17 protein-coding genes are annotated in these 22,796 nt (G+C 56.9%); 14 read left to right on the top strand and 3 right to left on the bottom strand.

The window, feature by feature from the left end:
* Positions 1 to 6 precede the first annotated feature (6 nt).
* Genes EPD60_RS02545 through EPD60_RS02530 form a run of 4 tightly spaced genes read left to right on the top strand, consistent with a single transcriptional unit; the run spans position 7 to position 2,828 of the window.
* Positions 7 to 1,137, top strand: coding sequence for a glycosyltransferase family protein (locus tag EPD60_RS02545; RefSeq protein ID WP_131446530.1), 1,131 nt, complete (start codon positions 7 to 9; stop codon positions 1,135 to 1,137).
* Complete coding sequence (locus EPD60_RS02540; protein ID WP_131446528.1) at positions 1,134 to 1,946, top strand: WecB/TagA/CpsF family glycosyltransferase; 813 nt, start codon at positions 1,134 to 1,136, stop codon at positions 1,944 to 1,946. Before EPD60_RS02545 ends, EPD60_RS02540 begins: the two co-directional genes overlap by 4 nt.
* Positions 1,903 to 2,343 carry an oligosaccharide biosynthesis protein Alg14 gene (locus EPD60_RS02535; protein ID WP_131446526.1) on the top strand — a complete coding sequence of 147 codons (441 nt, stop codon included), beginning with the start codon at positions 1,903 to 1,905 and terminating at the stop codon, positions 2,341 to 2,343. Before EPD60_RS02540 ends, EPD60_RS02535 begins: the two co-directional genes overlap by 44 nt.
* Positions 2,340 to 2,828, top strand: a complete 489-nt coding sequence (locus EPD60_RS02530; RefSeq protein ID WP_131446524.1) for a glycosyltransferase — start codon at positions 2,340 to 2,342, stop codon at positions 2,826 to 2,828. Before EPD60_RS02535 ends, EPD60_RS02530 begins: the two co-directional genes overlap by 4 nt.
* A 49-nt stretch (positions 2,829 to 2,877) precedes the next feature.
* Here EPD60_RS02530 and EPD60_RS02525 read toward each other — a convergent pair whose 3' ends face one another.
* Entirely contained in the window at positions 2,878 to 3,555 is a 678-nt protein-coding gene (locus EPD60_RS02525; protein ID WP_131446522.1) for a hypothetical protein, read from the bottom strand.
* Between the two features lie 113 nt (positions 3,556 to 3,668).
* On the opposite strand from EPD60_RS02525, the gene EPD60_RS02520 reads away from it, so the two are divergent.
* From EPD60_RS02520 to EPD60_RS02500, 5 genes are all read left to right on the top strand, one after another.
* Positions 3,669 to 5,054 (top strand): undecaprenyl-phosphate glucose phosphotransferase, encoded by a 1,386-nt coding sequence (locus tag EPD60_RS02520; protein WP_131446520.1) that lies wholly within the window; start codon positions 3,669 to 3,671, stop codon positions 5,052 to 5,054.
* A 106-nt stretch (positions 5,055 to 5,160) separates the two neighbouring features.
* Positions 5,161 to 6,993 (top strand): ABC transporter ATP-binding protein, encoded by a 1,833-nt coding sequence (locus EPD60_RS02515; protein ID WP_131446518.1) that lies wholly within the window; start codon positions 5,161 to 5,163, stop codon positions 6,991 to 6,993.
* Positions 6,994 to 7,075: 82 nt separating this feature from the next.
* Complete coding sequence (locus EPD60_RS02510; protein ID WP_131446516.1) at positions 7,076 to 7,510, top strand: DUF3276 family protein; 435 nt, start codon at positions 7,076 to 7,078, stop codon at positions 7,508 to 7,510.
* Positions 7,511 to 7,636: 126 nt separating this feature from the next.
* Positions 7,637 to 11,800: a hypothetical protein gene (locus EPD60_RS02505; RefSeq protein ID WP_131446514.1), complete on the top strand. Its 4,164-nt coding sequence runs from the start codon at positions 7,637 to 7,639 to the stop codon at positions 11,798 to 11,800.
* A 65-nt stretch (positions 11,801 to 11,865) separates the two neighbouring features.
* A complete protein-coding gene (locus tag EPD60_RS02500; protein WP_131446512.1) occupies positions 11,866 to 12,363 on the top strand; it encodes a hypothetical protein in 498 nt (165 codons plus the stop codon).
* Here the strand turns inward: EPD60_RS02500 and pgi are convergent, their stop codons facing one another.
* Positions 12,364 to 14,019: a glucose-6-phosphate isomerase gene (gene pgi / locus EPD60_RS02495; RefSeq protein ID WP_131446510.1), complete on the bottom strand. Its 1,656-nt coding sequence runs from the start codon at positions 14,017 to 14,019 to the stop codon at positions 12,364 to 12,366.
* Between the two features lie 40 nt (positions 14,020 to 14,059).
* Positions 14,060 to 15,085, bottom strand: coding sequence for a threonine aldolase family protein (locus tag EPD60_RS02490; protein ID WP_131446508.1), 1,026 nt, complete (start codon positions 15,083 to 15,085; stop codon positions 14,060 to 14,062).
* Between the two features lie 312 nt (positions 15,086 to 15,397).
* On the opposite strand from EPD60_RS02490, the gene EPD60_RS02485 reads away from it, so the two are divergent.
* The 5 genes from EPD60_RS02485 to EPD60_RS02465 all read left to right on the top strand — a co-directional run bounded on the left by EPD60_RS02485 (position 15,398) and on the right by EPD60_RS02465 (position 22,771).
* The gene (locus tag EPD60_RS02485; protein WP_165871375.1) at positions 15,398 to 17,866 is read left to right on the top strand and encodes an outer membrane beta-barrel family protein; all 2,469 of its coding nucleotides are present in this window, start codon (positions 15,398 to 15,400) and stop codon (positions 17,864 to 17,866) included.
* Positions 17,867 to 18,037: 171 nt separating this feature from the next.
* Complete coding sequence (locus tag EPD60_RS02480) at positions 18,038 to 20,464, top strand: TonB dependent receptor (RefSeq protein ID WP_131446504.1); 2,427 nt, start codon at positions 18,038 to 18,040, stop codon at positions 20,462 to 20,464.
* 225 nt (positions 20,465 to 20,689) lie between these two features.
* A complete protein-coding gene (locus tag EPD60_RS02475) occupies positions 20,690 to 21,181 on the top strand; it encodes a YajQ family cyclic di-GMP-binding protein (RefSeq protein WP_131446502.1) in 492 nt (163 codons plus the stop codon).
* A 99-nt stretch (positions 21,182 to 21,280) separates the two neighbouring features.
* Positions 21,281 to 21,529, top strand: coding sequence for a type B 50S ribosomal protein L31 (locus EPD60_RS02470; protein WP_131446500.1), 249 nt, complete (start codon positions 21,281 to 21,283; stop codon positions 21,527 to 21,529).
* 63 nt (positions 21,530 to 21,592) lie between these two features.
* A complete protein-coding gene (locus EPD60_RS02465; protein ID WP_131446497.1) occupies positions 21,593 to 22,771 on the top strand; it encodes a putative sugar nucleotidyl transferase in 1,179 nt (392 codons plus the stop codon).
* Positions 22,772 to 22,796: the final 25 nt, after the last annotated feature.

Here is a 22,796-nt window from a genome sequence, read left to right as displayed (position 1 = left end):
TTGACGATGCCAGCCATGAATTACCTGATCTATCCGACTGTTACCAGCTGGGACGAACCGCCCCGGGCGCGCCACCAGGTAGCGCATGAACTCGTAAAGCAGGGAAACGTTTATTTCGTCGAGAAGAACCGCACCGGCCGCCCACGCATCGAGGTACGCCAGGTCGCGCCGAATCTCTATGTCATTACCCCTTATTTCTGGATCGACTACCGGGTTCGTTACCGGACGCCCGGGCTCAACGAAGCTTACCATAACTGGCTGCTGCGCGGCATCCGCGGCCTCGGGGTTACTTTCGATATGGTTTTCTGCTTCGACTTTACGGCTCCGGCGATCCACCGCTTTTTCGATAATGTGATTTTCTATGCCGTGGATGATAATGTCGGGTTCGGGAATTTCAACCCGTTTTTCATCAACCAATATCACACCCGCACCGAGCGCGCCGTTGCCAGCCGCGCGCAGCTTTGCATTGTCAGCTCCGAGTATATGGGTGAAAAGATCCGGCGCTATAACCCCAACACGCATGTGGTTCCGCTGGGAGCGCCGCTCATCGATCACCGGCCGCAGACGGCGCGGATCGATCGCAAGGGCCCATCGGTGCTGGGGCTCGTGGGTTATCTCGATAACAACCTGGATTATGAGTTGCTGGCGAGCCTGCTCGGGGAATTCGAGATCCGGTTCATTGGTCCGGCCAGCGAAGCGAATCAAAAGCGACTCGCCCGTTTCCCGAATGCCCGCCTGCTGGGACCGAAAACAGGGGAAGAGCTGTACCGGTGCCTCGGGGAGGTGGATGCCTGTATCGCGCCTTATGATGTGCGGCTGCTGAACAAGGGCGCAACGCCCAATAAGTTGTGGCTCTACCTGGCCATGGGCAAGCCCCCGATCATTACCGAGATGCCCAATACGCGCAACTGGAAGTTTGAAGAAGGCCTCGTGTATCAATGCACCAATGACCTTTTCGCGGATCAATGCCGGAAGGCGGTCCGCGAGGATAGTGAAGAACGCGCGCTGAAGCGAATTGAGCTCGCCCGGAACAATTCCTGGGAAGCCCGCATCCAACAGGTGCACCGGCTTTTCCGGGAGTGCAGCGGCGCGGGTGAGCGTCCCTTATCCGTCGTTCAAAATGCGCCCATTGTATGATAGCACTTCAAGACCAGGTTTGCCGCCTGATCCACAGGATCACGCGCTTTGATTCGTTTTCGAAGGCACGGGATTACATCAACGCACATCTCGAAGGCTGTACCATTCCGATCGTTCTCTCCTTTGTGAATGCCCATGCCGTCAACCTTTGCTATTCAGAGCCTGGTTTTATCGCGGCTTTGCTGGAGTCGGATGTGCTGCTGCGCGACGGCGTCGGGGTGTCGACGCTGTATCGCATCCTGAATATCGATCCCGGCTTCAATTTCTGCGGCACCGACTTCATCCCCTTCCTTCTTCGTACCGGTGGCCCGCGGCGCATTGCGTTGCTGGGTACAACAGAGCCCTACCTGGGCAAGGCGGCCGACCGACTTCGTGGAGAAGGGCACGAAATCGTGCTGATGATGGACGGGTTCCGGAAGCCGGAAGACTACCTGGATGCGCTTGAACCGGCCGCTCCGGACGTAGTGCTGCTGGGCATGGGAATGCCCAAGCAGGAATTTGTTTCGGCGATGATCCGGACGCACTATACAAAGCCGCTCCTGGTGATCAACGGCGGCGCCTGTATTGATTTTATGGGTGAGAAAGTAAAACGCGCGCCGCTTTGGATGCGGCGTGGCAGCCTTGAATGGGTTTTTCGCCTCCTGCAGGAGCCGCGCCGGATGTATCGCCGCTACCTGGTAGGGAACATGTTATTTCTTGCCCGGGCTGTTTGCATGCGCGGCAGGATGATTCCCCTCTTTTTATCTGACCCTAAACTCCAAGTACATGAAAATAGTAGCCATCGCATCGGGTGGCGGGCACTGGATTGAGCTGGTGCGCCTGCGCCCGCTGCTGGAGCAGCATGAGGTTGTTTTTTGTTCTACCAACGCCGGTTTTGCAGAAACGGTAAAGGGGCACCCCTTCCACCTGGTGCCGGAGGTAAGCCGTTGGAAGAAGTGGCTGGTGCTACCCGTATTTCTGCGGATCGCCGGGGTCATCCGGAAAATCCGGCCCAAGGTGGTGATCTCTACGGGCGCCGCCCCGGGCGTGCTGGGCCTGCTTGCCGGTAAGCTGCTGGGAGCCCGTACGATTTGGATCGAAAGTATCTGCCATGCCGAGCGGATCTCCCTGAGCGGAAAGATCGCGCTGCGTTTTTGCGATCGGGTATACACCCAGTGGCCGCACCTTGCCAATGATCGGGTGCTTTATAAAGGAGCTGTGTTATGAATGTTTTTGTCACCATCGGCAGCCAGGAGCCGTTTTCCCGGCTGCACCATCTTGTTGACGAGCTGGCCCCGGAGTTTCCTGCGCTGCGCTTCCTGGCGCAGACCACCGGAAGCGACAGCTTCCGGGGCAGGCACATCGAGGTGCTGTCTTTCATCCCGCCGGTGGCCTTTAAGAAGCACCTGGAGGAAGCGGACCTGGTAATCGCCCACGCTGGTATCGGAACCATCCTCAATGTACTGGAGCTGCAAAAACCGCTGATCGTCTTTCCCCGTCTTGGCCGCCTGCACGAAACCCGCGACGACCACCAGGTGGCCACAGCGCGGGCCTTCGAAAAGCAGGGTTACCTCCATGTAGCCGAAGACGGGCCGCAGCTGCGTGCTCACCTGGAGGCCTTCCTGCAGGGCCGGTTGCCGCCCGCCGCGCCAATTGCGCCGCATGCATCGCCCGGCCTGCTCGAGTCCTTGTCCGAATTCATCGGTAAATAGAAAAGCCCCATGCATAGCAAGGGGCTTCTTCGTAGTGCTGTTGCGTTGATTATTCGCCCAGGGTTACCTGGTGGTGCACAACGTTGTTGATGTTGTTGATGATCGTTTGCAGCATCGATACATTGGAATAATAGGCTATTACGATCTCGCCGTTCGTGCGGGCTGCATTGTTGAGATTCGCTGCCGTGACGCCGTTCATGATGGCTGCCAGGTCGAGGGTGATGAGTGCATTGTAGGTTTTGCCGCCCGCCAGGGTTACCGAGGGTAATTTTGTCGCGATTTCGGCAAACTGGTCAATATTTACCCGTACCGGCGTGCTCACACCGCCGGTGGTGTAGGTGCCGATCAGCTGCAGTGCGGGGTCGCGCGATGGGATCATCTGGTAATTGAATTCGGCGTCGGTATAGGTGCCGGCCGGTACGCGGACGGTGATCAGCTCGAAGGCAGGCGAATCGAAGCTGGAAGGCATAAAATTGAACTTGTACACTTCGATACGGGTGGTGCCGTTGCCTTTGAAGGCGACCTGCTTGCCCGCGCCCTTGACCGTGGTCCAATTGACCAGTCCGCTGCTTCGGTTACTGGAGGTTACCTGGTAGCGTACCGTTGCCGAGTCGGCGGCCGGCGGGGTTACGGGTTCTTCGGTGTCACTTGATTTTTTTCCGCAGGAAGCTACGAGAGCCAGGAGCAGGGCAATACCCAAAAGCTGGCGAAGGTTGGCGTTGTTCATGTTTCAGGTTATGACGGTTAGGAATATGCCGGGCGGCATGAAAATTACAGGTAGCAGGTGCTACCTGTGTAACTGAATTGCAATAGCGATGCCACGCCTAACCGTCACCATTTATGAGTAAAAGACATCTCAGCGCCTTTCAGCTCTTGTTTGCGTTTCTCGACCTGACGGCGCTGAACGTGGCCTATGTTCTATACCAGTTTTCCGACGAAAGGACCAATACGCAAAGCCGGGGTTACCTGCTCCTTTTCTTATTACTCAACGTGGCCTGGATGCTGTGCAGCGGCGCATTCTCGCTTTATAAGCGCGCCAATCTTTTTCGGGGCGAGCTTTTCCTGCGGAGCACCGCCAAGGCCTGGTTTCTTTTTCTCCAGGTGACGATACTGTATATGTTTGTAACCAGCGACGAACTGTTCCGCCCCTTTATTACCTCCTTTCTTTTTGGTTTCGGCGGCATCCTGCTCATCACCCGGCTGCTGTATACCTGGTTGTTCCGTTTTGTGGATTTTGAGGAGCGCCTTGTTCGCAAGGTGGTGATTCTTGGCTACAATGATATCGGCAAACGCATCGCCAGCATGCTTCCCGAAGAAGAGCAGCATGTGTCGATACTGGGCTATTTCGAAGACTACAACCGGGTGCAGGAGCTGTCGATGTACCCGATACTGGGCAACCTCAAGGAGTGCCTCGACTATGCGATCGCCAACGAGGTATCGGAGATCTATTCGACCTTGCTGCCGCGCGACAATCAATACCTCTACGAGCTGGCCGAGGTGGCCGAGGACAACTTTATCCGCGTGCGCTTCGTGCTCGACTACAACCTGTTCATCAACCGCAATATGCACGTGGAGTTTATCGACGACGTGCCGGTGCTTTCCCTGCGGCATGAGCCGCTCACCGAACTCGGCAATAAAATCAAGAAGCGCGCCTTCGATATCGTCTTCAGCCTGCTGGTGATCGTTTTCCTGCTAAGCTGGCTGGTGCCCCTGATCGCGCTTGTGATCCGGCTCGACAGCAAAGGCCCGATCTTCTTTACCCAGAACCGCCTCGGCCGCGATAAGAGGATCATCAAGGTTTTCAAGTTCCGCTCGATGAAAGTGGCCGAGAAAGATGCCGAATACAAGCAGGCCACCAAGGATGATGACCGGGTCACCCGCGTCGGCCGCTTTATCCGCAAAACCAGCCTCGACGAGCTGCCCCAGTTCTTCAACGTGCTTTTGGGCGACATGAGCATCTGCGGGCCAAGACCGCACCCGCTGAAGATGAACGACACCTACCGCCAGGTGATCAATAAATACATGATCCGGCACTTCCTAAAGCCGGGCATCACCGGGTGGGCGCAGGTGAACGGCTACCGGGGCGAGACCAAAGAGCTGCGCGATGTGCAGGGCCGTATCGAGCACGATATCTGGTATATGGAGCACTGGAATTTCTGGCTCGACATCAAAATCATCTTCCTCACGGTCTACAATATCATCCGCGGCGAGAAAAACGCCTATTGAACTATGGGTAGACCGGGGCTGAATCTGGCTCATAACCACGTCATCCCATTAGCACATAACTCCATCAGCACATTATCCCGCGCTTACCTTTGCGCAAACCCCTTTTGTGAAGCACCTCAGGCACCTCGGAAAATATTTTTATAAATACCGCCTGCGCCTCGCCGCCGGCATTTTCTTTATTCTTATCTCCAACTACTTCGGTGTGCTGGCGCCCCAGGTCACCGGTTTCATCATCGAGTATGTTCAGTCGGCGCTCGGCCACAAGGCGGCACATAAGGTTGCCGCCGGCGCCGGCTACGATGTTCTGGTGATGCGCTTTATCCGCTATGTGGAAGGAGCGCGGTTTACGGTTTCAGGGGCTGTGACCCTGGCCGGCATCACCATCCTGGCACTGGCCCTGCTGCGCGGGCTGTTCATGTTTTTTATGCGGCAGACCATCATCGTGATGAGCCGTCACATCGAGTACGACCAGAAGAACGAGGTATACGCTCACTACCAGCGCCTTGATGCCGGCTTTTACAAAACGCACAGCGTGGGCGACCTGATGAGCCGCATGGCCGAGGATGTGAGCCGCGTGCGGATGTTTACCGGCCCTGCCATTATGTACCTAACCAACCTCACCGCGCTCATTGCCATGACCGTGTTTTTTATGTGGAAGCGGAGCCCGGAACTGACCCTGTATGTGCTCGCACCGTTGCCGCTGCTGGCGCTTACCATCTACCGGGTAAATACGGTGATCCACCGTCGCAGCGAGGCACTGCAGGCAACGCTGGCGGCACTCACTACCAACGCGCAGCAGTCTTACAGCGGCATCCGGGTGATCAAATCCTTCGTACAGGAACGGGCCATGCTCGGCGCTTTCGAGGACAACAGCGAAAAATACCGCCGCGATGCCACCACGCTCGCCAAGATCGAATCGCTCTATTTCCCATCGATGGCCCTGTTTATCGGCATCAGCACCCTGCTGACAATCATGATTGGCGGCCTCGCCGTCATCCGTGGTATGATCGACCTGGCAACGATCGTCGAGTTCGTGATCTATATCAATATGCTCACCTTTCCGGTGAGCGCCATCGGCTGGACGGCCTCAATGATCCAGCGTGCGGCGGCTTCGCAAAAGCGGCTCAACGAGTTCTTGCATGCGGTTCCGCTGGTGCGGGACGCGCCCGACGCGGAAGACATGCCGATCTCCGGTGCTATCTCCTTTCGTGGTGTCGACTTCGTTTACCCCAACACCGGCATCAGAGCCCTGAGCAATCTCACACTCGATATCCTTCCGGGACAAAAAGTAGCTGTCGTCGGTCGCACGGGATCGGGGAAGAGCACACTCGTGCAGCTCCTGCTGCGGCTTTACGATCCGACAGCGGGCACCGTGCTGCTCGACGGCTCCGACATCCGCAGGATCCGCCTGGAAAGCCTGCGTGGGCAGGTGAGTTATGTGCCGCAGGATGGCTTTCTCTTCAGCGATACCATTGCCCGCAACATTGCCTTCGGGGCCGATGGGGCAGGACAGGAGGCGATCGAGGCGGCGGCAGCGGCGGCGGCCGTGCACCGCGACATCAGCGGCTTCCCCGCTGGCTACGAAACGGTGGTGGGCGAGCGGGGCGTGACCCTCAGTGGTGGCCAGAAGCAGCGTGTGTCCATCGCGCGGGCACTTGTGCGCGAAACGCCGGTATTGCTGCTCGATGACAGTCTTAGTGCCGTGGACACCCGCACGGAGCGGGAGATCCTCAACCACATCGGCACCTACCTGCAAGGGCGCACCTCCATCCTGGTTACTCACAAGGTGCTGAGCCTATCCGGCTTCGACCAGATCGTTGTGCTGGAGAGCGGTCGGCTGGCGGAAAAAGGCACACACGATAGCCTGCTCGCGGCAGGAGGAATCTATGCCGAAATGTACCGGAGCCAGCTGGCACAGGATGCCGGAGGGTCTGTTTAGCAAATTTGGCTGGACAAAAAATAGGATTATATTTGTAAGGGTATAAAACCAAACCGTTTACCTAACTGTAAAATTTGTGACTGTGGCGTACGAAAACAACGACAAGAAGATGGAAAGCATCTACAGCAAGCGGATCCGTGCCGGGAAGCGCCGTACCTATTTCTTCGATGTGCGCGCGACACGTGGCAACGATTACTACCTGACCATTACCGAAAGCCGGAAGCGTTTTAACGACAACGGCTACGATCGCCACAAGATTTTCCTGTACAAAGAGGATTTCAACAAATTCATCAAAGCGCTCAATGAGGCAGTGGATTATGTGAAGACCGACCTGATGCCCGACTTCGACTTCGACGCCTATAACCACGACGATCTGCTCGACGACCACGATGGCGACGAGCTCGAAACAGGCGCTGAAATCAATGTAACAACGGTTACGGCCACCATTGAGATCACCCCGGAAGCCAGCAATATCCCCTCCGCCGCCACACCGGCCGACGAAGTGGATAAATGGTAAACCCGTATTGGCTAAACTTCAGTCCCTCCTCCGGAGGGATTTTTTTTGCGTAACCCGCAAGGCCAGCGCCGAAATATGTAATTTTAAACTGCTTAGTCAACACCGAACTGACTGCCATTAACGCACATGAAAAAACAACTGCGCCGGGCCCTGCCCCTTGCCGGAGCCTGCTTGCTCCTTACCCTGTTTTTCCAGTTACAACAAAAGCCCGCATACCTCGACGACCCCTTCCACACAGAAAAAGAACTGGAAGAAGAGGAAGAGCACGAAGGCTACGATGGTGCGGCTGCGCGTGCCGAATTTGAGTTTGAGCGCCTCAAAGACCCCGCGCTGGGGTACGTGCCGGGCGAGCGCCTGGTGGAGACCCTCGAAGAACTGCACCAACAGCGAAGCGGCATCGCTTCCCGCATCACCGGCGCGCTTCCCTGGCAGGAGCGCGGTCCTTCCTACGACGTGGTTGGCCCCGACGGCAACCCGCGCGGCGGCACCGGCCAGATTGCTTCGGGCCGCGTAATCGCGGTTTTTGTCGATACGCTCAACGATCCCTCCGGCAATACCGTATGGGCTGGCGCAGCCGCCGGCGGCCTCTGGAAGTGCAGCAATTTCCTTTCGGCAATTCCCAACTGGAGTCATATCGACGACCGCTTCGATAACCTCGCCATATCATCGATTACCCAAAACCCGGCCGCACCGCAGACGCTGTATTTCGCTACCGGCGAGCCTACCTCGAATGCCGATGCGGTGTATGGTGCGGGCATCTGGAAATCGACCAACGGGGGAAGCACCTGGAGCCGCCTGCCTTCAGCGACGGGCTTCCAGCGGGTGTTCCGCGTACGCTGCGATGCTGCCGGCAACGTGTATGTGGGCAACCGCAGCTCGGGGCTGGCCGGCGCTTCGGCGTCCGGGCTCTATCGGTCAACCGATGGCGGCACCACCTGGCAGAATATCACGCCTTCGCCGCTGACGGCCACCAACGGCACCTGCACCGACATCGAGATCACCGCCTCGGGGCGCTTCCATGCCTCCCTCGGGTACGGCGGAAGCCGCGTGCAGCACGTTTTTACCGATAATCCCGCCACGGTTACGTCCGGCACCTGGACCAACAGCACGGGCATCCGTAATTCTGCGGCATCGGCCTACCGGCTCGAGCTGGCGGAGCAGGGCAACACTTTGTATGCTGTCACCGTAGTCAACGGCAATCTCGACAGCACCTATAAGTCGATAAACGGCGGCCTGACCTGGACCAAGCAAAACACGATAGCTTACCCTACCGCGGTGCTCAACGGCCAGGGATGGTACGGCCTTACGCTTGCCATCAACCCGAATAATGCCACCGAGTTTGTCGTTGGAGGCCTCGATGCCTATAAATTCACGTCGAGCGGCGTGGCAACGCCCACCCGGCTTACTTATTGGGTGACCTCGGCCCCATATGTGCACGCGGATCATCACTTTATCCAGTGGTGGCGCGCAGGCACCGAAAGCCGCCTGCTGATGGGCACCGATGGCGGCGTTTTCTATTCGAGCAATGGCGGCAGCACCTTCACCGACAAAAACCGGAACCTGGCCATCAAGCAGTTCTATTCTGCTGCCATCCACCCGGACGCCGGTTCCAACTACATGCTCGCCGGCGCGCAGGACAATGGAGTCCATCGCCTTACCAACGCCGGTTTGAGCTGGTCAACCGAAGTGCTGGGCGGTGACGGCTGCTTTGTTCATATCAGCCAGTCGGACCCGCAGATCCAGATCGGTACTTATGTCTATAACAGTTACCACGTGTCGGCCGATGGCGGTAACACCTGGGTGGATACCGACCTCTCCTCTGACGGCTCCTTCGTCAATCCGTTCGACTACGATGATGTTACCAACACGATGTATGCCTGTAACCGTACAGCGATTGTGAACGGGCAGATCAACCGCTGGCGCAACCCCCATATCAATGGCGGCACCAATACGACGCTGGACCTGATTGGCATGACCCGCACCACGGGAGGTGCATCCGGCTTTGCCACGGCGTTCAAGGTATCACCGTTTACCCGCGACCGTGTTTTTGTCGGCAGCTCCAACGGCAAGGTGCTGCGCATGGAGGGCGCATCAACGGCCACGGCGGCCAACGTAAATTCGAACACCACCGATATCTCAGGTACCCAGATCGCCAGCGGTAATATAACCTGTGTTACTACCGGAAGTACCGATGCCGTGCTTGTGGCGACGATCTCCAACTATGGTCTGAAGCACGTATGGTACAGCAGTAACGGCGGCACTGTGTGGACGGCGATCGATGGCAACCTGCCCGACATCCCGGTGCGCTGGGCTATAGTGGATCCGCAAAACAACAACAAGCTGTATATCGCCACCGAAGCGGGTATCTGGTATACCGATGCCGTCAACGGTGCGTCGACCGTTTGGACAAACGACGTCAATTTTCCGCTGGTGCGCACCGACATGCTGAAGCTGCGCATCAGCGACAACACCCTGATGGCGGCAACCCACGGCCGCGGGGTGTTTACCGCCCGCATTCCCTCCACGCCGGAGGTGCGTTTTTCCGCCCCGTCCGTAACCGCAGTAGAATCCTCCACTGCGACGTCGGGATGCCGCGGCTATACCGATTACACCATCCCGGTGAACATTACCGAGGCGCCGGTGGGCAATGCAACCGTACAGTACAGCGTGCTGGCCGCCGGCACCGCCACGCTGGGATCGGATTATGAAATCTCCACCACCGGCACCTTTACTACTCCTGCTACGCAACACATCTTTGCTTCCGGCAGCACCTCTGGCAAAACCCTGACCGTGCGGGTGTACGATGATGGCGAGGTTGAAGGCCCGGAAACGGTCCGGATAACCTGCGCGGTTTCGGGGAGCACCAACGCGATTACCGGGGCCTACGGGACAGTGCAACTGGTGATCGATGATAATGACCGGGCTCCTGTGCTCCCGGGAACGGGCGAAGCGCAGGTAGGCGTCGGCAGCTACGGTGGTTATGTGCAGCCCCTGCGCGGCTCCTATGGCAAGTCGAAGAGCCAGTATCTCTACCTGGCATCCGAGCTGCAGGCTGCCGGACTCACGGCGGGTAATATCAATGGCATTGCCTTCAACGTTACCTCGGTGAACTCCTTCAGTGCTTACCAGGGCTTTACGGTCAGCATGAAAAATACCGCAACGTCGGTGTTCCCAAGTGCCACCTTCGAAGCCGGCGCCGTGCCCTGCTTCAGCGGCAACTACACACCCGTGGCGGGAACCAGCCCCATTAATTTCACCAATGCATTCAATTGGGACGGTATATCGAACGTGCTGGTGGAGTTCTGTTATGACAACACCACGGGTCCCGGCGGTGACGACCAGGTGACTTCCACAGCCACGCCGACGCTGATGGGCGTTTGGAACCGGACCACAACCGGCACCGGATGTTCGCTCGCCGCGCAATACGGAAGCGCCAACGGCTCTAATATCCGCCCGGTGCTCACCTTCAAGGGGCAACTTTCCGGCAACCCGGTTGAGACGGCCCTGAACGCCACCCGCACCCTGCCCCTGGGCATCGGCAACGGAACCGTTAACTTCTTTAGCGGAAGCGGAAAGCTGATGGCAAGCCTCGTTAACCTCGGTGACTTTGACTATGGTTGCACGGCGCTGACGGTAGACCGTGCCGGCAACAACGCGCTGCCATTCAACAGCACAAACACAGGAAATTTTGTTACAGCGAAAACCTTCCATTTTGCACCGGCAATCAACAATATCACCGGGCAATACCGGGTAACGCTTTATTATACGGAAGCTGAGAAGGCGGGCTGGGAAGCGGCTACCGGTAATACCTGGCCGAACATCAAAATCGTAAAGGTGAAGAGCCGCATCAGTAACTATTCCCCGCTGAATCCGACACCCGATGGCGCCAACGCCGTTGAGGTGGTACAACCGGTTCATGGACGGTACGGGAACGACTATACGCTCACGTACACGTTCAGCAGCGGTTTCTCGGGCTTTGCCGCGGGCATCGTTAACGCAGCCGGCAGCAATGTGGCCGTTCCGTCACTCGATGCCGACCTTTCGGTAACCAGGCTGATCCCGAGCCTGGTGCAGGATGCAACCACCTTGCAGGTGCGCAGCCGCCGCGCGATGAAAATCGATTGGACGGTGCTCGATGCCGGTGGCCGCGCCATAGAGCGCTTCCAGCAGCAGGTGGCTCCCGGCACCAATGAGCTGCGCCTGCACTTCGGTCGCCTCGCAGCCGGCACCTATACCCTGAGCGGAAACACCGGCAAGGGCAGGGCGCTGATCCGCTTCGTACGTTCCTGAAACAATTAACCCAACATGATGCAGCCCTTTCCGGGGCTGCATCATCATTTATGCAAACGGTGTTTATGAAAATCCAACTGTACGCCCTGCTCGCCATCGCTTTCTCGGCCACCACCGCGGTGAATGCGCAGTGCGGAACGCGCAACGCGCAGGCATTCCTGGAAGTGCGGATGCCCGGTATTATTCCGGTTGACGAAAACCGCCAGCCCCTGCGCTCCGGACCTGATTCCAGCTATTCAGTTTTCCTTGAATCTTCGTCCCGGAAGGCCGGCGACGGCTTTGCCTGGATCAATGGCCGGGTGTATTCGGCGCATGTATCCCGCTGGGAGGGTAGCGCCGATATCGGAAAGGAAAAGCAATCAGGAGAGACCGTACGATTAGCAACAGCTGCCGGTGCATCCGATGCCCTTTGGCGGGTCGAGTTGGTGCCGGTGAAGAAGAAAATGAAAGCCCCCGCAAAAGCAGGGGCTAACCAGGTAGTTCTTCAGTTGAATTTTTCGGGCAAAAAATGCACGCAGGTCATTCGGCGTGTCACCGAGCTGGCGGTGCCCCCGGCCGTATAACTACAGTTTGCGCATTTGCTTCCACGCGTTGATCAGCCCGTTGGTTGACGTGTCGTGGCTGCTTACCGGTGCATCGTCCTGCAGTTCGGGGAGGATGCGGTTGGCCAGCTGCTTACCGAGCTCTACGCCCCACTGGTCGAAACTGAAGATATTCCAGATGACACCCTGGGTGAAGATCTTGTGCTCGTAAAGCGCTACCAGTGCGCCCAAGGAGCGTGGTGTGATCTTCTTCAGCAGGATCGAATTGGTGGGACGGTTTCCTTCGAATGTTTTAAAAGGCGTCAGCCGCGCGATCTCTTCATCGGTTTTGCCGGCCTTTTGCAGCTCCAGCTCCACCTCCTCGTCGGTCTTTCCATTCATCAATGCTTCGGTTTGCGCGAAGAAGTTGGACAGCAGTTTTACATGGTGGTCACCCAATGGGTTATGCGAAATGGCAGGCGCAATGAAATCGCAGGGGATAAGCAGGGTTCCCTGGTGAATGAGCTGGTAGAAGGCATGCTGGCCGTTGGTGCCGGGCTCTCCCCAAACGATCGGACCTGTAGCATATTCCACCGGCTCGCCGTTGCGGTCGATGCTCTTGCCGTTGCTTTCCATATTTCCTTGCTGGAAGTAGGCCGCAAATCGGTGCAGGTATTGGTCGTAGGGGAGGATCGCCTCGGTTTGCGCGCCGAAGAAATTGGTGTACCAGATGCCGATAAGCGCCATCAGCACCGGGATGTTTTCACCGAAGGCTGCTGTCCGGAAGTGCTCGTCGGTGCTATGCGCACCGCGAAGCAGTTCCTCGAAGTTGTCGTATCCGATCGTAAGCGCGATGCTGAGACCGATGGCGCTCCAAAGCGAATAGCGGCCGCCGACCCAATCCCAGAACTCGAACATATTTTCCTTGTCGATGCCGAAGGCAGTCACTTCCTTTTCGTTGGTAGACAGCGCCACGAAATGCTTTGCTACGTAAGCCGCGTCTTTCGCGCTTTCCAGGAACCAGGCGCGGGCCGTCTGCGCATTGGTCATCGTTTCCTGTGTCGTAAAGGTCTTGGAGGCGATCAGGAAAAGGGTCTCCTCGGGGTTAACGCGCTTCAGCACCTCCGCGATATGGCTTGCATCTACGTTTGACACAAAATGTGCGCTGATGCCTTCCTTCCAATAGGGGCGAAGTGCTTCCGTCACCATCAGCGGTCCAAGGTCGGAGCCGCCGATGCCGATGTTGACAATGTGCCGGATCGGCTTGCCCGTGTAGCCTTTCCAGGCGCCGGAATGTACCTTTTCGCAAAACTGCTTCATCTGCGCCAGCACGCGCCGCACGTCGGGCATGACATCCTTGCCCGCCGTGAACACCGGGTTGCCGGAAAAATTCCGCAGCGCCACGTGAAGCACGGAACGGCCTTCTGTTTCATTGATGAACTCGCCCGCAAACAGCGCATCGATCGCAGCGCGAAGCCGGCAGTCGTCGGCAAGCCCGAGGAGGAGGTCGATTGTTTGTGCCGTGATCCGGTTCTTTGAAAAATCGATCATCAGGTCGTCAAGACAAAAGGAAAATTTACGGAAGCGGTCGGGATCTTCGGCAAAGAGCGTACGCATATGCCGGCCTTCCATCTCGCTGAAGTGTTGCTGCAACTGCTGCCAGGCAGGCGTCGTTGTCGGATTTATTCGGGGAAACATGGGTTGCTTGCTGTTTTTGGGAGGGTAAACTTACGGTGATTCAGTTTGCGGCCACCTTACGGAAGGTGCTGATGGTGTGGTCAACCATTTCGGGGCTGATGTCGAGGTGAAGCACCAGGCGTACCTGCTGCGGTGCAATGGCATAAGCCAGGATGCCGGATTCTTTTAATTGCGCAACGAGCTGCGCTGCCGTTTTACCGGCGGCTACATTAAAGATGATGATATTCGTTTCCACCGGCAGCACGCTTTCAACAAGCGGGTTGTTTTGAAGCGCGGCGGCGATGGTCCGGGCATGGGCGTGATCCTGGCTCAGCCGCTCCACATGATTTTCCAGTGCATACAGGGCACCCGCTGCGATAAAGCCCGCCTGGCGCATGCCGCCACCAAATACTTTACGTACCCGCCGGGCGCGCTTGATGAAATCGGCGGGACCCAGCAGGAGGGAACCGACCGGCGCGCCAAGACCTTTGCTCAGGCAGAGTGAAACGGTGTGAAAGGTGCGCCCGTAGTCTTTCGGGTCTTCGTTGTTGGCCACAATCGCATTATATAGGCGTGCGCCGTCGAGGTGGAGGATGAGCCCCTGTTCGTCGCACACGGAGCGGATCGCTTTCATTTCATCCATGGAGTAGCAGGATCCGCCGCCGCGGTTGGACGTGTTTTCGAGGCACACGAGGCTCGTGCGGGGCTTGTGCACGTCGTCGGGGTTGACGGCAGCCGCTACCTGTTCGGCCGTCACGCGGCCCCGGTCGCCGGCGAGCAGGCGCACGGAAGCACCTGCGTTGAACGCGATGCCGCCGCCTTCGTATTGGTAAACGTGGGCCGTCTGGTCGCACACCACTTCGTCGCCGGGCTGCGTGTGCACCTTAATGGCGATCTGGTTGGTCATGGTGCCGGAGGGGCAAAACAGCGCGGCCTCCATGCCAAAGCGCTCGGCACCCAGTGCTTCGAGGCGGTTGACCGTGGGGTCTTCGCCATAGACGTCGTCGCCTACGGGGGCGCTCATCATGGCCTCGAGCATCGCCGGTGTCGGCTTGGTAACCGTATCGGATCGGAAATCAACTATCATGCTTCAAATGTAAGGCCCGGTAAGGCTTAACGGGCGCGGCGCGCGGAACCCATTGACGGCCTCTCGGTCGGGTAGCAAAGGCCGTTGCCGCTCTTCCGGCTGTTGCCGCTTCTTGCCGCTTATCCAGAAATAACCATTTCCTGTAACGGCTTCGTCTCCCGCGCGTCCTATGCCCATACTTCCAGGCGCCGGTTATCCCTGAAAATCACCGTTCCTTATCAAACTATGTACTATGCGTTGCATGGTACCTACATTTGTAATGTAATTGACAAGGGCTAGTAATTGATGAAGGCTAGTATTAAATCACACGTAATGAATCATTTATTTACCATTATAGCGCTTTCTGCCGCTTTTTCAGCATCCGCGCAAAGCACCGGCTCCATCCAGGGCCAGGTTGCCGACGGTAGCCAGAAGACGGTCGAATCCGCCACTATCTCCCTGCTCCGCGCATCGGACTCTTCCGTGGTAAAGATCGCGGTGGCCGGTAAGGAAGGGCGTTTTGCCTTTGAAAACGTAGCCGCGGGGAATTACCTGGTTTTGGTTTCGGCGGTGGGACATGGCAAGGAATATTCGGCACCCCTGTCTGTAGCGGGCGCCGGCAGCTACACGCTCCCGGTAATCCGGATCCTGCCGGTAAGCAAAGACCTCGCGGCTGTGACCATAACGGCCCGCAAGCCGCTCATTGAGCAGAAAGCAGACCGCACGCTGATCAATGTAGAGGCTTCGCCCACCAACGTGGGTGCCAACGCACTTGAAGTACTGGAAAAAGCGCCCGGCGTGTCGGTGGATAAAGATGGGAACGTATCCCTCAAGGGCCGCGCCGCGGTGCAGGTGATGATCGACGGGCGCCCGGCCTACCTGTCGGAGACGGCGCTTGCCAGCTACCTGCGCACGCTGCCGGCCACCGCCATCGAGCAGATCGAGATCATGACCAACCCCTCGGCGCGCTACGACGCCTCGGGCAATTCGGGCATTATCAATATCAAAACGAAAAAGAACAAGCTGAAAGGCTTCAATGGCAACCTGTCGCTTTCCGCAACGCAGGGACATCGTACCCACTCCAACAACAGCTTTAACCTGAATTACCGCAACGGCAAGGTGAATCTCTTCACCAGCATCAACCATAGCCATTTTGAACGTTACCAGAACCTCGATATAGAGCGTCGCTATACCAGTAACGGCGCACCCGGCGCGATCTTCGAATCGACTACCCAGCAGCGCGATCACAACAACTACTACGGGCTGAAGCTCGGTGCCGACTATTTCCTTACAAATCGCACCACGCTGGGCTTCGTGCTCAACGGCGGTACCAACCCCGAGCGGGGCATCAGCCACAGCACCTCCTTCCTGAAAAATGCGCACGGACAGCTCGACTCCATTGTGTCGGCTGAAAGCGACCTGTTCAATACCTGGAAAAACGGTTCGGTGAACCTGAATTTCCGTCACCAGTTCGACTCTGCCGGCCGCGAGCTGACGGCCGACCTGGACGCCATTGGCTTTCGTACCGGCTCGGAGCAGATCTTCGTCAACAACGCTTTTAACACGGGCTGGGTAAAACAATCGGGCGAGCGCCTGCGGGGCGACCTCCCGGTGCGTATCAGCATCTATTCGGCAAAGACCGACTACAGCCAGCCGCTCGGTAAAGAAGGCAAGCTCGAAGCGGGCCTGAAGGGTAGCTATGTACGCACGAAAAACAGCGCCTTCTATTTCAACCAGCTCCCCGCAGGAGATGCGGTAGACACCACAAAGACCAACCGGTTCAACTACGAGGAGCGCATCGTTGCTGGCTACGTGAATTACAACAAGCAACTGGGAAAATGGGGGCTGCAGGCCGGGCTGCGCTACGAGCATACGGCTTACAACGGCTACCAGTTCGGTTCGCCCGACCAGGCGAAGCACCCCGACTCCAGTTTCGGGCGTAACTATGGCAGTCTCTTCCCGACCGTTTTTGTAAGCTATGCAGCCACAAAGAAGCACCAGTTCTCCGCATCCTACGGCCGCCGCATCGATCGTCCGTCGTACCAGGATCTGAACCCGTTCCTGTTCTTCATCGACAAGTTTACCTACGAGCAGGGCAACCCGTTTATGCGGCCGCAGTTTACCGACAACATCGAGTTGACGCACACTTTCAAGGGCTTTCTCACCACGACGCTCAACTGGAGCAGCACCCGCGATATGATGAACGAAACCTTTGAGCAAGCCCGTAATGCGAATGGTGAGTTTGATTATGCCACGATTGTTAAGGACGGCAACTTCGGCCGCCGCAACACCGCCGGCATCGCGGTTAGCGCGCAGGGCGCCCTGCGCAAATGGTGGAATGCCAATGTTTACGTAAACTACAACTACACCGGGTTTACGGGCCGCATCAACGGCGCAGGGGAGGAGTTCTCCGCAAACACCAAAGTCTTCCTGGTGAACGCCGGCAACCAGTTCCAGTTTGGCAAAGGCTGGAACGGAGAGCTCAGTGGCTGGTACCGCTCCAGCGGTCTCGACGGGCAGATCCTGATCTACCCGCTGGCGCAGGTTTCGGCGGGTGTGGGCAAAACGATCCTGAAAGGTGCCGGCAATGTGAAGCTGAATGTCCGGGACATTTTCTTCACCAATAAAGTAGAGGGTGCGATGAGCTTTCAGAATACGGATGCCCACTTCTGGCAGACCCGTGACACCCGCAATGTGAGCCTTGCCTTCAACTGGCGCTTCGGCAAACCCGCCAAAGAAAGTTCTCGCCGCCGGGCCGGTGCCGCGTCGGACGAGCTCAATCGTGTGAAGGGTGCTCAGTGACGGACGAGCCCGTTCATGGGGCGCATTCACCACTCGTAACAGGCAGGATCAAACAAGTTGTAACACCGATATCGTTCAACCCAATTAATGGCTTCTTTATCACAATTCAATCATTAACCGTTGCGTGAGCCGGCACCTTTGTGTCAGCTTTACAAAACCAAAGCAAAGACCATGAGAAAGATCATTACACTCGTTGCACTCACAATAGCCACAGCAGCACAGGCACAGACCGGCGCGCGTGTTACGGGTGCTGTTAAAGACGCAGAAGGCAAGCCCCTGGCCGCTGCCACCGTGTCGCTGCTGCGCGCCAAAGACTCTTCGCTGGCGAAGCTCGCAGTCACGGATAAAAACGGACAATATGAATTTACCGGTATCAAGGACGGCCGTTACCTGGTGTCGTTTACCTCTGTCGGCTTCGACCGCAGTTTCGCGCCGGCTTTCGATGCAACCGGCAGCTTTGATGTGCCTGCAGTGACGCTTCACCGCGCTGCAAAAGAAATGTCGGGTGTTACTGTTGCCGTACGCAAGCCGCTCGTGGAAGCGCGTCTCGATAAAATGGTGGTGAACGTGGACGCATCGCCCACCAACGCCGGCAGCAGCGCGCTCGACGTGCTGGAAAAGTCGCCCGGCATCACGCTCGACAAAGACGGAAACGTTTCGCTGAAAGGCAAGAGCGGCATCATCGTACTCGTCGACGGCAAGCAGACCTACCTGAGCGGACAGGACCTTACGAACCTGCTGCGCAATATGCCGGCCAGCCAGCTCGACCAGATCGAGATCATGACGCAGCCTTCCGCCAAGTACGACGCCTCGGGTAACTCGGGCGTGCTGAACCTGCGCACCAAGAAGGGCCTGCAGACCGGTCTCAACGGCAGCATCAACCTGTCCTTCGTGCAGGCACGCTATGCCAAGGCACCGCAAAGCTTCAACCTTAATTACCGCAAGGGCAAGGTGAACCTGTTCACCAGCCTGAGCTACAGCTACTGGGAAGGCTTCAACGAGCTGCAGATCGACCGCCGCTTCCCGGGTAAATATTTCCAGCAGAACAGCTACCCGCATTTCTCCAACAACAATTACTCGGCACGTGTCGGTCTCGATTATAATATCAGCAAGAAGACCTCCATCGGCTTCATGGTGACCGGTACGACCCGTCCCGGTCAGAGTACGGTTAATTCCGAAACCATCATCACCGACGATAATGGCACGTTGATCAATACCAACGAAGCCTTCGGCTCCAACAAGGACACGTGGAAGAATATCGGTGCCAACCTGAACTTCCGGCGCCAGCTGAAAAAGCAGGGCGCGGAGATCACAGCCGACGCGGACTACGTTCGCTACCGCTCCACCAGCGACCAGGTACTGGACAACCGCTACTACAATGGCACCAAGCAACTCGATGGCGATCCGTACTACCTGACGGCACTCCTGAAACAAAACATCGACATCTATAGCGCAAAGACTGATTTCGTAACGCCTGTGGGCAACAAAGGCGGAAAGCTCGAAGCTGGCCTGAAGAGCAGCTACGTGAAGACGGACAACGATGCGCCCTATAAATCGCGCGATTACCTGACCGGTGTCGATACCATTGATCAGCGCAGCGACCACTTCGTTTACGAAGAGAACATCAACGCGGCATATGCCAACTGGAGCCAGCAGCTGAAAAAGTGGAGCTACCAGGTAGGGCTTCGCTTCGAGCACACGCATTCCATCGGCAACTCCATTGCCATGAACAGTCGCGTAGAGCGTGATTATGCGCAGCTGTTCCCGACCGGCTATGTGAGCTACAAGGTGAATGACAAGAATACGGTAGGCGTTAGCTACAGCCGCCGCCTCGAGCGCCCGGGCTACCAGGACCTCAACCCGTTTGAGCGCATGCTGGACCGCTTTACGTTCCAAAAGGGCAACCCCTTCCTGACGCCGCAGTTCTCGAACAACATCGAGGTGAGCCACAACTTCCGCGGCGTGGTGAACACCGTGTTCAACTGGAGCAAGACCACCGACATCATCAACGACCTGCTGAAGCAGAACGATGCCGAGCAGAAGACCTTCCAGACGAAAGAAAACCTGGCTTCGCGCCGCAACATCGGCCTGGCCGTGAGCGTCAACGTGCCGGTGAAGAAGTGGTGGTTCCTGAACGTTTACGTCAATGCCTACAACAATCAGTTCAACGGCTTCATTAACGGCAAGCCGCTGGATGTGAACATGACCGCCTGGATGGCCAATATGAGCCAGCAGTTCCGCCTCAACAAGGGCTGGACGCTCGAGACCAGCGGCTTCTACCGCTCGAAGACGCAGGACGCCGGTATCATCGTTGCCAATCCTATGGGTGTTGTTTCCTTCGGTGTGTCGAAGTCGATCCTGAAGAATATGGGTACCATTAAAGTGAACCTCAACGACCCGTTCTGGATCCAGAAGTTCAGCGGCTACACCAAGTTCGACAACGTGGACGCCGTGATCCGCAGCAAGTGGGACAACCGCCGCGTGGGCATCACCTTCACCTGGCGCTTCGCGAAAGGACAGAGCGCTCCGCAGCAGCGCCGCCGCACTTCCGCCGCGCAGGATGAGCAGAACCGCGTGGGCGGTGGCGGACAGCAATAAATCTCGGATGTCTGATCGCAGATCGCACATCTAAGTTCCGATTAAAGAGACCCTTACATTCTATAGTTTCTCATGTGCATACGGCCCCTCGCTCCCGAGGGGCCTTTTTCGATTTAAGGGTTCTGGATTGGGGAAGTGTGATTGAACTTTATCCCACAAAATCGGAGATCCGACATCAGAGATCGGAGATTCGTTCAACTGTATATTTGCCCAAACCACAAGCATATGCCTTCATTCGATATCGTATCCAAGGTAGACGCCCAGGCGCTCGACAACGCCGTAAACGTTACCCGCAAGGAGATCACCAACCGTTTTGACTTCAAGAACAGCCACGTGGTGATCGACCTCAACAAGAAGGATTACAAGATCTCCCTCGAAACGGAAGGGGAGATGCAGATGAGCCAGCTGATTGACGTGCTGATCAGCAGGGCCCACAAGCAGGGCATCGTGCCCGAAGCATTCGACACTTCCAGGGAGGGGGCGCAGAGCGGCAAGGTATGGAAGCAGGAAGTGAGCGTTTCCAATGGGCTTAAGCAGGAAGATGCCAAGAAGATCGTGAAGCAGATCAAAGATTCCGGGCTCAAGGTGCAGGCCTCCATCAACGACGACCTGGTGCGGGTTACCGGTAAGAAAATCGATGACTTACAGGCAGTTATACAGGCTTCCAAGGGCTGGAACCTCGGCATTCCGCTACAGTTTGAAAACATGCGGAGTTAAAAAAATTAACAGGGGAAAGTTTGGGACAGATGCTTTTTTCGTCTTAACTTTGCGCGTCGCTTTGTAAAAAATACAGCCGCCGTATAAAAATAAGATATTATGAAAAAGGGTTTGCATCCGGAGAATTACCGTTACGTGGTTTTTAAAGACATGAGTAACGGCCACGCATTTCTGAGCCGCTCTACTGCTGGTTCTAAAGAAACCATTCAATGGGAAGATGGTAACGAGTACCCGCTCATCAAGCTGGAAATCTCGTCGACCTCGCACCCCTTCTTCACTGGTAAGAACGTACTGGTAGACACCGCCGGCCGTATCGACAAGTTCAAGAAGAAATACGCCAAGAAATAACCGAGCTTTGTTCTATTTATAGATCCCCTCCGCAAGAGGGGATTTTTTATTTTTACCGGAGCCATGGAAAAAATCGTTTTTACAGAAGAGTTTTGCAATCCCGGGCAGCTTTTTCCCTTCACCCTTACCCGGTCGATCCCCGATTTCCGGGTGGGCATCCTCACCATCCGCGAAAAATGGGAGCGCCTCCTGGGCCTGCCCTCCTTCGATAAGCAGGAAGGTGATTACAAAGACGGCCCGGGCGCCCTGGTGATCGACGAAAGCATCGGCAAGGATATCATCTACCTCGTTCATGGCAACATCCTGCCCACGCCCGCCCTCGCCGGAGAGGTGCAGGCGCTGCGCCCAGGTGAATTCCTGAGCCTTCCCGAGCGGGAAAGCTTTATTTACTGTATCTCCCGCAAGCAGGTGCTCGACGCCAACCGGGTGAAGATGGAAAAGGCCGTGGAAGCGAAATCCGAGTTCCGTGAGCTGCGCGCGCCCTGGGACATCACCCGCTATAATGCCTGGGCCATCGAGCAGGACTTTGCCCTGCTCACCCAGAAACGCAAAAGCCAGGGCGCGCCCCGCACCACCGCCATGACCAACGCGGCGCGCATCTTTATCGAGAAAGGCGCCCGCGTGGAGCATTGCATTCTCAATGCCACCGAAGGGCCGATCTATATCGGCAACGGGGCGCAGGTGATGGAAGGCAGCCTCCTGCGTGGGCCCGTCGCCATCTGTGAAGGCGCCACCGTTAAAATGGGCACCCGCATCTATGGAGCCACAACGATCGGCCCGGCCTGTGTGGTGGGTGGCGAAATCAAGAACAGCGTGCTGTTCGGAAACTCCAACAAAGCACACGACGGCTACCTCGGCGACTCGGTGCTGGGCGAATGGTGCAACCTCGGCGCGGGCACGTCCAATTCCAACATAAAAAACAACGCATCCGCGGTGCGCGTTTACCTGCCCGACGGCATAAAGGAAGCCGGAACCAAGTGTGGACTTTTTATGGGCGATTACAGCCGCACCGCCATCAATACCTCCATTAACACCGGCACCGTCGTAGGCGTCTCCTGCAATCTTTTCGGTTCGGGTATCCCGCCGAAATACGTGCCATCATTTTCCTGGGGACAAGACGGAATCGAACGCTACGAGCTGGAAAAAGCGCTGGAGCATATCGCCAATTGGAAAAAGCTGAAAGGCCTTGAGCTCGGAGCCGAAGAAGAAGCGATACTACGGGAAGTGTATCGGCGTTATTAATCCCGGATTGCCGGTCCCCGATGCC

It is taken from the genome of Flaviaestuariibacter flavus (assembly GCF_004337505.1).
In the GTDB taxonomy this organism is placed as follows: Bacteria; Bacteroidota; Bacteroidia; order Chitinophagales; family Chitinophagaceae; genus Flavisolibacter; species Flavisolibacter flavus.
Note: the sequence above shows the minus strand (reverse complement) of the source record. Positions and strands in the feature narration are given on the sequence as shown.